This window comes from Frondihabitans sp. PhB188 (assembly GCF_003752365.1).
In the GTDB taxonomy this organism is placed as follows: Bacteria; Actinomycetota; Actinomycetes; order Actinomycetales; family Microbacteriaceae; genus Frondihabitans.
In genome coordinates this window covers 158,983-172,538 of record NZ_RJUO01000001.1, presented here as the reverse complement: position 1 = coordinate 172,538, position 13,556 = coordinate 158,983, and the positions used below count along the sequence as shown (strand labels likewise).

The following is a 13,556-nucleotide window of genomic DNA, read 5'->3' as shown; positions in this document are numbered from 1 at the left end:
CGCTCGGCGCCCGCCGCCCGGCGCCCGCCGCCCGGCGCGGTCGCCTCCGCGAGATGGCCCTGCGCGTCGGCGCGACGCCGGCCCGACGACACGCACGGCCACCTCGCGCCACGCGGCCGCGCCCACCACGGCGTGCAGCCCCACCGGCGCACCGCGCGACCGACCCGAGATGGCCCTGCGCGTCGGCGCGACGCCGGCCCGACGACACGCACGGCCACCTCGCGCCACGCGGCCGCGCCCACCACGCCCACCTCGCGCCACGCGGCCGCGCCCACCACGGCCACCTCGCGCCACGAAGCCGCCGGCGCGCCGGCCGGGCGACGCGCGCCCCGCGCTAGCCCAACCAGGCCTGGATGGGCCCCCGAGCGAAGTAGACGAGGAATCCGACGGCCACGATCCAGAGCAGCGGGCTGATCTCGCGTGCCTTGCCGGACAGCGATCGGATCAGCACCCACGAGATGAAGCCCGCGCCGATGCCGTTCGAGATGGAGTACGTCAACGGCATGACGATGACGGTGAGGAACACCGGCAGCGCGACGGAGAACTCGCCCCAGTCGATGAGCCGGATCTGCGACACCATCAGGGCGCCGACGACGACGAGCGACGCGGCGGCCACCTCGAGCGGCACCACCTGGGTCAGCGGCGTCAGGAACATCGCGAGCAGGAAGAGCACGCCGGTCACGACCGATGCGAGGCCCGTGCGGGCGCCCTCGCCGATGCCGGCCGCCGACTCGACGAACACCGTGTTCGACGAGCCCGACGATGCGCCTCCGGCCACGGCGCCCACGCCCTCGACGATGAGGGCCGAGCGGAGCCGCAGGAACGTGCCGTCGGGGGCCGCGATCTCCGCCTGGCGGGCGAGGCCGGTCATGGTGCCCATCGCATCGAAGAAGTTCGTGAAGACGAGGGTGAAGACGAGCATCGTCGCGGCGACGCCGCCGATGCGCGAGAAGGCGCCGAAGAGGTCGAACTGGCCGACGAGCGAGAGGTCGGGCAGAGAGACGATACCGGTCGGCAGGACGGGCGCGTTGAGGTTCCAGCCTGCCGGGTTGGTCCCGAGCGACTCCGGGACCTTGAAGATCGCGTTGAGGATGATGGCGATGATCGTCGTCGCCACGATGCCGATCAGGATCGCCGCCTTGACCCTGCGGGCCATCAGCACGCCGATGACGATCACGCCGATCACGAAGACGATCGTCGGCAGCGTCTGGATCGACCCGGCATCGCCGAGCTGCACCGGGGGCGATGCCTCCCCCGACGTCCGCACGAAGCCCGCGTCCACCAGCCCGATAAACGCGATGAACAGGCCGATGCCGACGGTGATCGCCGTCTTGAGGGCCGCGGGCACGGCCTTGAAGATCATGGTGCGGAGGCCCGTGGCCGCGAGGATCACGATCACGAGGCCCTCGATCACGACGAGGCCCATCGCCTCGGGCCAGGTGACGTCTTTCACGACGCTGACCGCGAGGAACGAGTTGATGCCGAGGCCCGCCGCGAGGCCGAACGGCATGCGGGCGACGACGCCGAACAGGATGGTCATCACACCGGCGGTCAGGGCCGTGACGGCGCCGACCTGGGCGTTCTGCAGCCAGTTGCCGAGGATGTCCTTCGACGCCTGATCGGCCGAGAAGCCGCCGAGGATCAAGGGGTTCAGGATCACGATGTAGGCCATCGTGACGAAGGTCACGAGGCCGCCGCGGACCTCCCTGCCCCAGGTCGACCCCCGCTTCGTGATCTCGAAGTAGGTGTCGACGGTCGTCGAGAGAGCGCGGTTCGCCATCGGTTCTCCTCAGGTTCAGGAATGGCCGTCAGCAAGCCTACGGCGTGGCCGGACCCTCACACGACCGAGGCCGCCGCGGTCACGGGAGGCGCGTGACCCGGAGGGGGATGACGCGCTCGGGGAACGACATCGGCGCCTGCAGGCCCGCCGAGGCGAGGGCAGCCCCCGGCAGGTCGACGCCGGGCCACCACGACGGAGGCCGGAGGCCCGGCTCGGGCTCGCCGATCAGGATCGGCTCGACGCGGTAGCGCGCCGCCGGGTCGAGGCCCGGCAGCACGAAGCGCCCCGCCGGCGCCGTGATCGACGTGCCCGTGAACGCGACGAAGAACAGGGCCTCCGACCGGTCGCCCGCCACGGCGCCGTACACGTTCAGCGTGGGGTCCTCGGTGTCGGAGCGCACGACGACGCCGGTGTGCATCAGGGCGCGCGAGCGCTTGTAGAGCGCGACCCACTCGGTCAGCTCGGCCATCTCGAGTTCCTGCGCCTGGCGGAGGTCCCACTCGATGCCGAAGTGGCCGAAGATCGCCGTGCCGGCACGGAACGACAGCGGGTGCGCGCGCCCGGTCGTGTGGCTGACCCCCGAGCCGATGTGCGAGCCGAGCAGCTCGGGCGGCAGCAGCTGCATGCTCCAGCGGTTCATGTCCTGGCGCTCGAGCGGGTCGATGCAGTCCGAGACCCAGACCCGGTCGGTGCGCTCGATGACGCCGAGGTCGACGCGGCCGCCGCCCGACGCGCAGGCCTCGATCTCGAGGCCCGGGTGGCGGCGCTTCAGCTCGTCCATCAGCGCGTAGGCGGCGAGCGTCTGCGCGTGGACGCCGGGCGCGCCGACGGGAGGAGTGCCCGCGTCGAACAGGTCGCGGTTGTGGTCCCACTTGATGTAGGCGATGGCGTACTCGTCGAGCAGCGCCGACATCCGCTCGAGGATGTGGTCGAACGCCTCGGGGATCCCGAGGTTCAGCACCTGCTGGCTGCGGGCGCGCACCGGCAGCCGGTCTGCGGTCTGCAGGATCCACTCCGGGTGGGCGCGCGCCAGGTCGCTGTCCTCGCTGATCATCTCGGGCTCGAACCACAGCCCGAACTCCATGCCGAGGCCGTTGACGTGATCGATCAGCGGCCCGAGCCCGTCGGGCCAGACGCCCTCGTCGACGTACCAGTCGCCGAGTCCGCGGGTGTCGTCGCGCCTCCCGCGGAACCACCCGTCGTCGAGCACGTACCGCTCGACGCCGACCTGGGCCGCGCGGTCGGCGAGGTCGGTCAGGCGCCCGAGGTCGTGGTCGAAGTAGACGGCCTCCCACACGTTCAGGGTCATCGGGCGCGGCCGCGTCGGGTGCTGCTCGCGCGACCGCAGCCAGCGGTGGAACCGCGCCGCCTGATCGTCGAGCCCGTCGCCGTAGGCCGCGTAGACCCACGGCGACCGGTAGGCGCCGCCCTGCTCCAGCCTGATCTCACCGGGAAGCAGGAACTCTCCCCCGCCGACGACCGCGGCGCCGGTGAAGAGGCGCTCGGCGTAGTGCCGGTGGTTGCCGCTGAACGCCGTGTGCACGCCCCACACCTCGCCGCGGCGGAACCCGAAGCCGGGCACGCCCGCGCTGAGCACCGTCGCCGCATCGGCGCCGGTGCGCCCCTTGCGGCCCTCGCGCTCGTGGATGCCGACGGCGAAGTCGTTGCGCTGCGGCACGCGCTCCTTGCCCCAGCGGCCCGCGAAGTCGAGAAGCACCTTCGCCCGGGGTGGCACGGGGAAGGCGAGGTTCAGTTCCTGCACCCGGTACAGGCCAGGGGCCTCGTTCAGGAGGGTCGCCCGCGCGCGGACGAGCCCGGAGGCGAGCAGCTCGAGCTCGACGGTGATCAGCAGGCCGGCGACCGTGTCGCGGGCCTCGACGACCAGGAGCCCCGCCCCCACCTCGACGAAGACGCCGAGCGCGGCGCCGTCGAGGGCCACGCCGTCGAGGGTGGACGACTCGGGGGTGAACGCGGGAGCCCAGGCCGAGCCGTCGTCGCGGTTGCCGGCGACGCCGGGCTTGCCCGCCCAGCCGACGTGCTGCTCGGGCACCAGGGCCAGGCGGATCGGGTCGTCGACGATGTTGCCGGTGCGCGCCTCGACGTTGGCCAGCACGAGCGCCTCGGCGTCGGCCCGGGTCAGCTCGCCGAGGTCGGCGCCCCAGTGGACGATCGCCGGCAGCGCGGCGTCGGCGATGTCGACGAGCAGGCTGACTCCGGACGAACGGAGGTGGACGAGTTTCGGCATTGGAACTCCAGGGGGTGAGGCGCGATCAGCGGAAACACCAGTATGGCGACGTTGACACTCCGTTACGAGCGACCCGCGCGGAGAGCCGCGACGACGAGCGGAACCTGCAGCGGCAGGCGCACCACGGCGATCGCCCTGCGCCGGTTCGATGCGCGCGGGCTCCGGAGGGCGCCGACGGCCATCGTCACGTTCGCGGGAAACACCGCCACGAACAGCGCGGCCGTCAGCACCCCGCCGAGACGCCGGGTGCGCGGCATGGCGAGGGCCGCCGCGCAGACCAGCTCGGCTGCGCCCGACAGGTGCGTCCAGGTGCGGGCGGTGCCCGGCAGGGATCTCGGCACGATTCCGTCGAAGGTCTGAGGGCGAGCGAAGTGCAGGGTGCCCGACGTGCCCAGCAGGGCGACGAGGGATGCGGCGAGACGGGTCATGACGACGATCTCACTCCGCCCGGCTGACACCGCGACTCAGGATCGCGCTCGTCAGGGCCTCGACCGGCTCGCGCGCGGCCGACGGATTCGCCTGCAGCACGTAGTCGACGTCGCCCAGGTCGGGCAGCGCGAACCGCACCGACACCTTCACCAGGTCGGACGGGATCAGCGAGTACGGGAACGCCGCCACCCCGATGCCGGCGCGCACCGCCGCCAGGATCCCGTTCACGTCGCGCGTGTTGCAGGTGATCCGCCAGGTGCGGCCCGCGGCCTCCAGCGCGTCGATCGCCATCTGCCGGCTGAGGCTGGGCCCCTGGTAGGTGATCAGCGGAACCGGCTGGTCGGGGTCGAGCTGCATCCGCTCCTGCGCCATCCACACCATCGGGTCGCCGGCCACCCGCGTGCCGGTGTCGAACTCCCCCGCGTTCTGCTTGACGAAGATGAGGTCGAGGTGACCCGACGCGAGGCGCCGCCGCAGGGGCATCGACTGGTTGACGGTCAGCTCCAGGTTGATCTGGGGGTAGAGCTGGCGAAAGTGGCGCAGGATCCGCGGCAGCTGCGTGATAGCCAGGTCGTCCGCCGCGCCGAACCTCAGCCGCCCCCGCATCGCCGAGCCCGAGAAGTAGCTCTCCGCCGCCGCGTGCGCGGCCAGGATCGTACGGGCGAACCCGGCCATGGCGTCGCCGTTGTCGGTCAGCGCGACCTCGCGGGTGTCGCGGGCGACGAGCACGCGGCCGGCCGCCTTCTCGAGCTTCGAGACGTGCTGGCTCACCGTCGGCTGGCTGATGGCCAGGCGCTGCGCGGCCTGCGTGAAGCTGTGCGTCTCGGCGACGACGAGGAAGGTGCGGAGCAGGGTCGGGTCGTACACGCGGTCTCCTCGCATTACGAAAGCCAATGACCTTGATTATGGCCATAGGGGAACAGAATGACAACGACGAACCTAGCGTGGAAGGAGATCTTCCCTCTCGCACCACGACCTCTGGAAACCTCTCTGTGACATCGTCGACGTCGACTGCCTTCCCCCCTACCGAACCGCTCACGATCGTGACCGAGCGCCCGCCGTGGCGTCACACCTTCATCGCCCTCTCCGTCCGCAACTTCCGCGTCTGGACGGCCGGCAACATGGTCGCCATGACCGCCGGCTGGATGCAGCGCGTCGCTCAGGACTGGCTCGTGCTCGAGCTCACCGGCAGCGCCACCGCCGTCGGCATCACCGTCGCCATGCAGTTCGCCCCGATGATCATGTTCGGCCTCCTCGGCGGCGTGCTCGTCGACCGGGTCTCGAAGCGCATGCTGATGATGATCACGCAGTCGGTCTTCGCCGTGCTCTCGATCGGCCTCGCGGCCCTGACCCTCTCGGGTGTCGTCGAGGCCTGGATGGTCTGGGGCATCGCCTTCGTCACCGGTCTCGTCACCGTCATCGACAACCCCGCCCGCCAGGTGATCGTGACCGAGCTCGTCGGCCCGAAGAACCTCCGCAACGCGATCAGCGTCAACTCGTCGGTGTTCCAGCTCGGCGGCATGATCGGCCCGGCTATCGCGGGGGTCCTGCTGCTCGCGGTCGGCGCCGGCTGGGCGTTCGTCATCAACGGCGCGGCCTGCCTGCTCGTGGTCGGCATGCTGTCGCTGCTCCGGGCCGGAGAGATGTTCCGCACCGCTCCCGCGCCGCGCCAGAAGGGCGCGCTCAAGGCCGGCCTCGCCTACGCCGTCGGCAAGCCGACGATCATCTGGCCGGTGTTTCTGGTCGCCGTGTTCGCCGTGTTCGGCCTCACGATGCCGGTGCTGCTCGCCTCGTACGCCGACGTCGTGTTCAAGGTCGGCGCGGGCGGCTACGGCCTGTTCAACTCCATGGTCGCGGTCGGCGCCCTCACCGGTGCGCTGCTGTCGACCCGGCGCGCCAACCTGCGGCTCCGCACCGTCGTCATCGGCGTCGGCGTCACCGGGGTCATCCAGGCGGCCGGCGGGCTCATGCCGAACATCGTCGCGTTCGCCGTCGTGCTCATCGGCGTCGGCATGTCGGCGCTGCTGTTCCAGACCGCGTCGAACTCGCTCGTGCAGATGTCGTCGAACATCGGCGTGCGCGGCCGCGTGATGTCGCTGTACATCCTCGTGCTGCTCGGTGGTCAGGCCGTCGGCGGGCCGCTGATGGGCTGGATCGTCCAGAGCTTCGGCGTGCACGTCGGCATGATGGTGTCGGGCGGGGTGCCGGCGCTCGCGGCCGTCTTCGCCGGCGTGATGCTGGCGCGCCGCGGGCACCTGGCGCTGCACGTGCGGGTGCGCCACCACGTGCCGGTGCTGAGCATCGACCACCGCGTGGCGTAGGCGGCGTCGCCCTCCGCGAGGTGGCCCGCGCCGTCAGGCTCCGCCGCGCCCCGCGAGATGGCCCGCGCCGTCGGGCCCGGGCGCGCGGGCCGACGCGCACGGCCATCTCGCGAGATGGCCCGCGCCGTCACGCCCCGCCGCGCACCGCGAGATGGCCCACGCCGTCGGGCCCCGCCGCGCGAGCCGACGCCCACGGCCACTTCGCGAAATGGCCCGCGATGTCGCTCCCGCCGCGCCTCGCGAGATGGCCCGCGCCGCCAGGCCCCGCCGCGCGGGCCGACGCGCACGGCCACCCCGCGAGATGGTCCGCGCCGTCGGGACCCGCCGCGCACCGCGAAATGGCCCGCGCCGTCAGGCCCCGCCGCGCGGGCCGACGCCCACGGCCACCTCGCGCCGCAGCTACTCGCTCGCCGAGGCCACCGCCGACGCGCTCGGGCCGCCGCTCGGCGCGCCGACGCCGCCGTCGCGGTGGTCGCGGTGGTCGCGGTGCAGCTGACCGTCGCGCTCGGCCTGCACCCGCACCGACGACGTGTCGACGCGCGCGTCCCCGTCCGACGGCGCCGTGCCGACCCCGCCGCCCTGGGCGCTGTTCGCGGCCTCCTCGGCCGCCTTGCGCCCGGCCGCGATGGCGAGACCCTGCGCCGTCGCGAGCATCGACGGCCGCTTGCCGGTGATGGCGGCCGTGCGCATCCGGCGCGTGAACAGCTTCTTGCCGAAGATCGTGAGCAGGGCTCCGGCCACGAGGTACCCCGCGAAGATCCGGAAGGCGCTCCACACGTCGGGGCCGACGCCGTACTCGGCGCGTCGCAGCAGCTCGATGGTGCCCGTTCCTGCGACGAAGGGGTGAAGGTGCTGGAAGAACTCCGGCACGAGCTGCACGGGGATGGCTCCACCCGAGGCCGGGACGGTGAAGAAGACGAAGATCAGAAGGGCGCCCGCGGCGACGAACCGGCCGAGGAAGTACGCGAGCCCGTTGGTCACGAGACCGACGGTGAAGACCGTGAGCGCGCCGATCCCCCAGATCTCGAAGAAGTTGCCCGACACGGCACCGATGATCGAGTGCGTGATCACCACGGCGATGAGCGGCAGCACGACGGCGACGCCGGCGATGATGGCCAGGCGCACCCGGTGCCGCAGGGCGCCGCCCATCAGGCCGACGAACATCGCGCTCATGTAGCCGGCGATCATGAAGACGAGCGTGACGTAGAAGAGCACCGTGCCGAACGAGTCGCCGGCGGGCAGGGGTGCGAGGTCGTCTACCGCGAGAGTGCCGCCGAGCTGACTCGCGACCGGAGTGAATGCCGTCTTCGCGAGGGTGGCGATCTGGTACTGCGCAGCGCTCGCGACCACCAGGGTCGAGGTGGTCGTGCCTGGCTCGAAGGCGGCGACGAGCTCGCCCGACCGCACGCCCTCGCGGGCCTCGGCGAGCGTCGCGACGGTGGTGACGTCGAACTCGCCGACCGTCTGCTTGGCGAACGCATCCGCGACCTCGGAGCTCGACGAGCCGACGAACGCGACCGGGAGGTCTTTGGGCGTCGGGTCGTGGAACGCCAGCACGTAGAAGAAGCAGAAGCAGATCACGAAGAAGAACGGCAGCCAGAGCTGGAGCCCGATGAGCTGGACCCCGGGCGGCAGCTTCTCGTACGAGTTGCGGTAGCGGGTCCAGGCGCCGGGCTTGTCGCCGACGTGCTTGTGAGAGTCTTCTGCAGTTGTCATGGCTTCAGGCAGGATATCCCCGACAGGTGTCGGTCTTGGCGGGTGGCGCTCAGACTGCCGTGCGACGGCGCCCGCCGAAGGCCAGCGACACGTCGAGCCGCCACGGCGACTCCGACCACGGCGTCTGCACCTCGCCCACGAAGCGCAGCCGGTCGCCCGCGTGCACGGTGAGGCGCCCGCCGAGGTCGAACCGCGAGCTCAGGGCGAAGACGGCCTCCCCCTCGTCGAGCTCCAGGTCGTCGACGAAGGCGGGGTCGATGGTCGCCCCGAACCCCGCCTCGTCGAACCATACCGGGACCCTCGCGAGCAGGATCTGCGGAGCCACCGTCGCCCACTCCGCCACAGCGCCGGGCACAGCACCGGCGAGCACGCGCGCGTCGAGGCACCCGTCGGCGTCCAGGGTGGCCACCGACCTCCGGAGGTCGACGCCGAGGTCGACGCCGTCCACGCGAAACCGGTCGTCCATTCATCCAGCGTAGGCCGCCGTCCGTTTACTTGTAGAAGCAACCAATTGCTAGGATCTCGCCCATGACGGAAACCCGGTGGCTCACCTCCGACGAGCGCGAGGCGTGGGTGCGGTTCGCGGCCGTCCTGGAGCTGCTCCCGGGCGTCCTCGACTCCCAGCTGCAGCGCGACGAGCGGCTCACCCACTTCGACTACTTCGTGCTGGCGATGCTGTCCGAGGCACCCGACCGCACGCTCCGCATGACGGCGCTGGCGACCCGCACCAACGCCACGCTCCCCCGGCTCTCCCGGGTCGTGACCCGCCTCGAAGAGCAGAGGCTCGTGGCCCGCAGCCCCAGCGCCGACGACCGCCGCGCCACCGACGCCTCGCTCACGGACGCGGGCTGGCGGAAGGTCGTGCACGCCGCGCCCGGCCACGTGGCTAACGTCCGCGACTCGGTCATCGACGCCTTGACGCCCGCGCAGGTCGTGCAGCTCCGCTCCATCAGCGACGCGGTGCTCGGCCGGCTCGACCCCGACGGGAAGCTCTTCGCCTCCGGTAGTTGACTGGGCTCATGCGAACCATCGTCTACACCGAGCCCGGCTCCCCCGACGTCCTCCACCTCGTCGACCGCGACATCCCGACCCCCGGCCCCGGCGAGGTGCGCGTGCGCGTCGTCGTCTCGGCCGTCAACCCCACCGACTGGAAGTCGCGGCAGAACGGAACCGTCGAGTTCCCCGAGGTCACCCCGAACCAAGACGGAGCGGGCGTCGTCGACGCTCTCGGCGACGGCGTCTCGACCCTCGAGGTCGGCGACCGCGTCTGGACGTACCTCTCGGCTCGCAACCGACCGACCGGCACCGCGCAGGAGTACACCGTCCTCCCGGCCGAGCGGGTCGTGAAGCTTCCCGCGGGCACGAGCTTCGACGTCGGGGCGACCATGGGCGTCCCCGCGATGACCGCCCACCGCGCCCTGACCGTGCTCGAGGGCGGTCCCGACCGCCTGCACGCGGGCGCGCTCGACGGGCGGGTGGTGCTCGTCGCGGGTGGCGCCGGAGCCGTGGGCCACGCCGCCATCCAGCTCGCGCGCTGGGCGGGCGCGACCGTCATCACGACGATCTCGAGCGACGAGAAGGCCGAGCTGGCGCGACGCGCGGGCGCGCACCACGTGGTGAACTACCGCACCGAAGACACGGCCGCTGTCGTGAAGGCGATCGCCCCCGACGGCGTCGACATCGTCGTCGAGGTCTCGATCGTGCAGAACGCCGACCTCGACGCCGACGTGGTCGGGCAGCGCGCCGTCGTGTCGATGTACGCCGACGACGGCGGCGCGACCGCAGAGCTCGCGGTGCGCCCCAACATGTCGAAGAACACGCGCTACCAGTTCGTGCTGCTCTACACGATCGGCGAGACGGCCATGCGGGCCGCGGTCGAGGACGTCACCGAGGCCCTCATCGCCGGCGCGCTCCCCGTCGGCGAGGCCGCGGGGCTCCCGCTCGTCCGCTTCCCCCTCGCCGAGACGGCGGCGGCGCACCAGGCCGTCCAGGATTCCGTCACCGGGAAGGTGCTCATCGACATCGGCGACACGACCTCAGCCGGCTGACGTCCCTGCGGCGGGGCGGCGGCGGCCGAGGTGCCGGCCACGTCAGTCGCCCCCGCCGCCGCCTCCCGCCGCGCCACGATGATGCTGCGCACCGCCTGCGCCACGTCGGCCTCGCGGTGCACCTTCAGCCGCTCGGGGTCGATCGGCGTCACGAGCCGGCGCAGGATCCCCGCGGCGTCGCCCTCGACGACCGAGCGGCGCCGGAAGACCCCCAACACCCTCCGCTCACGTTCGACGAGCACGCCTCGCGCGATGAGGTCGTCGCGCACCGTGTCGCACATGACATCGGTGTCGATGAGGGCGAGCCGGCGGACGATCGGGTGCGGACGCGGATCGGCCACGACGAGGCCGAGCTTCCGGTCGACGGCCGGATCGCCGACGGGCCGCTTGTCGAGCACGACGATGCGGTCGCGCGCGACGCGGGCGACGCGGTCCCGCGGCGAGTTAACGCACCCGTAACAGCAGAGAAACGGGGGCGTGACGCCACGCTTCCAGACTGTGAGGCACATACCTGTCGCTCGACAGGAATTCCCCTCGCGAAAGGCACGTCATGAGCTCGCCCTCTCGCTCCACCCCGCTCTCGCCCCGCACCGAGCCCGCCGCGGTCCGCACCGACTCGGCGGAGCCGAACGCGCTCGGCTACCCGCAGGACCTCCACCGCGGCGTGGGCTCCTTCGCCTCGTTCGCCGCCGGATTCTCGTTCGTCTCGATCCTCACGACCGTGTTCCAGCTGTTCGGCCTCGGCTTCTCGTTCGGCGGCGCCGCGTTCTTCTGGGCGTGGCCGGTCGTGTTCGTCGGCCAGCTGATGGTGGCCCTCAACTTCGCGCAGCTGGCGGCCTGGTGGCCGATCTCGGGCGCCATCTTCCAGTGGTCGAGCCGCCTGGCCGGGTCGGTGGTCGGCTGGTTCACCGGCTGGACGATGATCATCGGGCAGATCCTCACCGTCGCCGTCGCAGCGGTCGCCGTGCAGGCCGTGCTCCCGGCGATCTGGTCCGGCTTCCAGATCGTCGGCGGCCCGACGGCCGACTCGGCACCGCTGTCTGCGACCGGAGCGCAGAACGCCGTCGTGCTCGGCATCATCATGCTGGCGATCACGACGGCGGTGAACATCGTCTCGGTGAAGCTCATGGCGCGCGTGACGAGCGTCGGCGTCACCATCGAGATCGTCGGTGTCGTCGTGCTCGTGGCGGCGCTGTTCCTCCTGCCCGAGCGGTCGGCGAGCGTCGTCTTCACGCCCGAGGGCCGCGCCCCGGGCGGCTCGTACCTCTGGGTGTGGCTGGCGTCGGCGCTGATGGCGGCCTACGTCATGGTGGGCTTCGACTCGGCGGGCGAGCTCTCGGAGGAGACGCATGCGCCCCGCCGCACGACGCCCAAGACGATCATCCGCGCCCTCACGGTCTCGGGCCTCGGCGGCGCGCTCCTCATCGTCGCGGCCCTCGTCGCGGCTCCGAGCCTGTCCGACGGCTCGCTCGTCTCCGGCGGGCTCGCCGGCGTGGTCGAGTCCCGGCTCGGAGGCGTCCTCGGACGGCTGCTCCTGTGCTGCGTGGCCGTGGCGGTCTTCGCCTGCACGCTGGCGGTGCAGACGTCGGGCTCGCGCATGGTCTACTCCATGGCCCGCGAGCGGGCTCTGCCGTTCTCGGCCTTCCTCGCGAGGGTGTCTCCGCGCACGGGGACGCCGATCGCGACCTCGGTCGTCGTGGGCGTGGCCGCCGCGATCGCACTGGCCGTCAACTCGGGCAACTCGGCCCTGTTCACGGCGCTGTCGAGCCTCTGCATCGCGATGCTCTACCTCGCCTACCTCGGCGTCACCGTGCCGCTCCTCGTGCGGCGCCTCCAGGGCTGGACGCGCGACAAGGAGGCCGGCGTCGACGAGGACGGCAGGCCGCTGTTCTCGATGGGCCGCTGGGCCATCCCGGTCAACGTCGTCGCGGTCGTCTTCCAGGTGCTCATGGTGATCAACCTCGCCTGGCCGCGCGCGGCGATCTACGACCTGACCGGGCACAGCTGGTGGCTGCAGTGGTCGGCGCTCCTGTTCATCACGGCCACGCTCCTCGTCGGCGGCGCGTACTACGCCGCGACGCACCGCCGTCACAGCGCCCTGCGGCTCGTCCCGACGACCGCCGCGATCCCCCTGGTGGAGGCCGCATGACGGCCGACACGACGGCCATCGGCGCCGCGGCTCCCGGCACGGACACGGTGTGGGCCGCCCGCGAGAACGCGCGGGCTCGGGCGGAGCTGACGGCCGACTTCATGCCGTACCTCCCGGCCTCCACCTCGCCGTTCGCGCCCGAGGGCATCGATCCGAGCGACCTGACCTGGGCCGAGACCGTCGCGCCCGGCGGATACACCCACCGCGTCGTCGCCCGAGGCACGCGCATCCGCTTCGACGATCCGACGGGCGACGCGTGCGCGCACGTGCTCGTCTTCAATGCGCTCGAGCCGTGGGAGCGCCTGAACGTCGCCGACACGCAGAAGATCCCGTGGCAGGCGTACCTCGGCGAGGGGCATCCGCTTCTCTCGGGCGACGGGCGGGTGCTCGCCACGGTGACCCGCGACGGCTCGGGTCATCACGACGCGTTCTGCGGCACCTCGACCGCGGCCTGGAACGACAGGAAGTACGGCGCCAGCGTGCCCGAGGGCCCGGCGCCGGCGGGCCGCGACCTGTTCGTGCTCGGCGCCGCGAAGCACGGCCTGACTCCGCGCGACCTACCGCCGTCGGTGTCGTTCTTCCAGGGCGCCCGCGTCGACGAGCAGGGCGACGTGCACTTCGATGGGAGCGCAGGAGTGGGCGCCTTCGTCGAGCTGACCGCCGAGCTCCCGCTGATCCTGCTCGTGGCCAACGTGCCGCACCCCCTCGACCCGCGGGAGTCGTACACGGTGGGCCCGCTGCGGGTCCACGCGTGGCGAGGCTCCCCCACCGGTCCGGGCGATGCGGCGTGGAGCACCAGCCCGGAGCGCACCCGCGCCTACCTCAACACCGCCGACTACTGGGAGGCACGCCGACCATGACCCTGTTC

At 72.0% G+C, this 13,556-nt stretch carries 11 protein-coding genes and 1 pseudogene; 5 read left to right on the top strand and 7 right to left on the bottom strand.

Annotated elements, in window-relative coordinates; translation table 11 throughout:
• Positions 1 to 334: 334 nt before the first annotated feature.
• The 4 genes from EDF46_RS00795 to EDF46_RS00780 all read right to left on the bottom strand — a co-directional run bounded on the left by EDF46_RS00795 (position 335) and on the right by EDF46_RS00780 (position 5,321).
• The gene (locus EDF46_RS00795; RefSeq protein ID WP_123504386.1) at positions 335 to 1,780 is read right to left on the bottom strand and encodes an NCS2 family permease; all 1,446 of its coding nucleotides are present in this window, start codon (positions 1,778 to 1,780) and stop codon (positions 335 to 337) included.
• Between the two features lie 79 nt (positions 1,781 to 1,859).
• A complete protein-coding gene (locus tag EDF46_RS00790) occupies positions 1,860 to 4,025 on the bottom strand; it encodes an alpha-galactosidase (protein WP_123504385.1) in 2,166 nt (721 codons plus the stop codon).
• 62 nt (positions 4,026 to 4,087) lie between these two features.
• The gene (locus EDF46_RS00785; RefSeq protein WP_123505134.1) at positions 4,088 to 4,453 is read right to left on the bottom strand and encodes a hypothetical protein; all 366 of its coding nucleotides are present in this window, start codon (positions 4,451 to 4,453) and stop codon (positions 4,088 to 4,090) included.
• Positions 4,454 to 4,463: 10 nt separating this feature from the next.
• The gene (locus EDF46_RS00780; RefSeq protein WP_123505133.1) at positions 4,464 to 5,321 is read right to left on the bottom strand and encodes a LysR substrate-binding domain-containing protein; all 858 of its coding nucleotides are present in this window, start codon (positions 5,319 to 5,321) and stop codon (positions 4,464 to 4,466) included.
• A 176-nt stretch (positions 5,322 to 5,497) separates the two neighbouring features.
• Here EDF46_RS00780 and EDF46_RS00775 point away from each other — a divergent pair, with 176 nt between their 5' ends.
• Positions 5,498 to 6,775, top strand: a complete 1,278-nt coding sequence (locus tag EDF46_RS00775) for an MFS transporter (protein WP_233579733.1) — start codon at positions 5,498 to 5,500, stop codon at positions 6,773 to 6,775.
• 399 nt (positions 6,776 to 7,174) lie between these two features.
• Here EDF46_RS00775 and EDF46_RS00770 read toward each other — a convergent pair whose 3' ends face one another.
• Together EDF46_RS00770 and EDF46_RS00765 are read right to left on the bottom strand one after the other, a co-directional pair.
• Positions 7,175 to 8,491 (bottom strand): ABC transporter permease, encoded by a 1,317-nt coding sequence (locus EDF46_RS00770; protein ID WP_123504383.1) that lies wholly within the window; start codon positions 8,489 to 8,491, stop codon positions 7,175 to 7,177.
• A gap of 49 nt (positions 8,492 to 8,540) precedes the next feature.
• Entirely contained in the window at positions 8,541 to 8,957 is a 417-nt protein-coding gene (locus EDF46_RS00765; RefSeq protein ID WP_148061110.1) for a hypothetical protein, read from the bottom strand.
• Between the two features lie 62 nt (positions 8,958 to 9,019).
• Here EDF46_RS00765 and EDF46_RS00760 point away from each other — a divergent pair, with 62 nt between their 5' ends.
• Entirely contained in the window at positions 9,020 to 9,502 is a 483-nt protein-coding gene (locus EDF46_RS00760) for a MarR family winged helix-turn-helix transcriptional regulator (protein WP_123504381.1), read from the top strand.
• 8 nt (positions 9,503 to 9,510) lie between these two features.
• On the top strand, positions 9,511 to 10,539 hold the full coding sequence (locus EDF46_RS00755; protein WP_123504380.1) for an NADPH:quinone reductase: 1,029 nt from the start codon (positions 9,511 to 9,513) through the stop codon (positions 10,537 to 10,539).
• A 200-nt stretch (positions 10,540 to 10,739) separates the two neighbouring features.
• On the opposite strand, the pseudogene EDF46_RS18900 reads toward EDF46_RS00755, so the two are convergent.
• Positions 10,740 to 11,048: pseudogene (locus tag EDF46_RS18900) on the bottom strand (GPP34 family phosphoprotein); the annotation flags it as partial.
• A gap of 41 nt (positions 11,049 to 11,089) precedes the next feature.
• On the opposite strand from EDF46_RS18900, the gene EDF46_RS00745 reads away from it, so the two are divergent.
• Both EDF46_RS00745 and EDF46_RS00740 read left to right on the top strand, forming a co-directional pair.
• Entirely contained in the window at positions 11,090 to 12,688 is a 1,599-nt protein-coding gene (locus tag EDF46_RS00745; RefSeq protein WP_123504378.1) for an APC family permease, read from the top strand.
• Complete coding sequence (locus EDF46_RS00740; RefSeq protein ID WP_123504377.1) at positions 12,685 to 13,548, top strand: urea amidolyase associated protein UAAP1; 864 nt, start codon at positions 12,685 to 12,687, stop codon at positions 13,546 to 13,548. Before EDF46_RS00745 ends, EDF46_RS00740 begins: the two co-directional genes overlap by 4 nt.
• Positions 13,549 to 13,556: the final 8 nt, after the last annotated feature.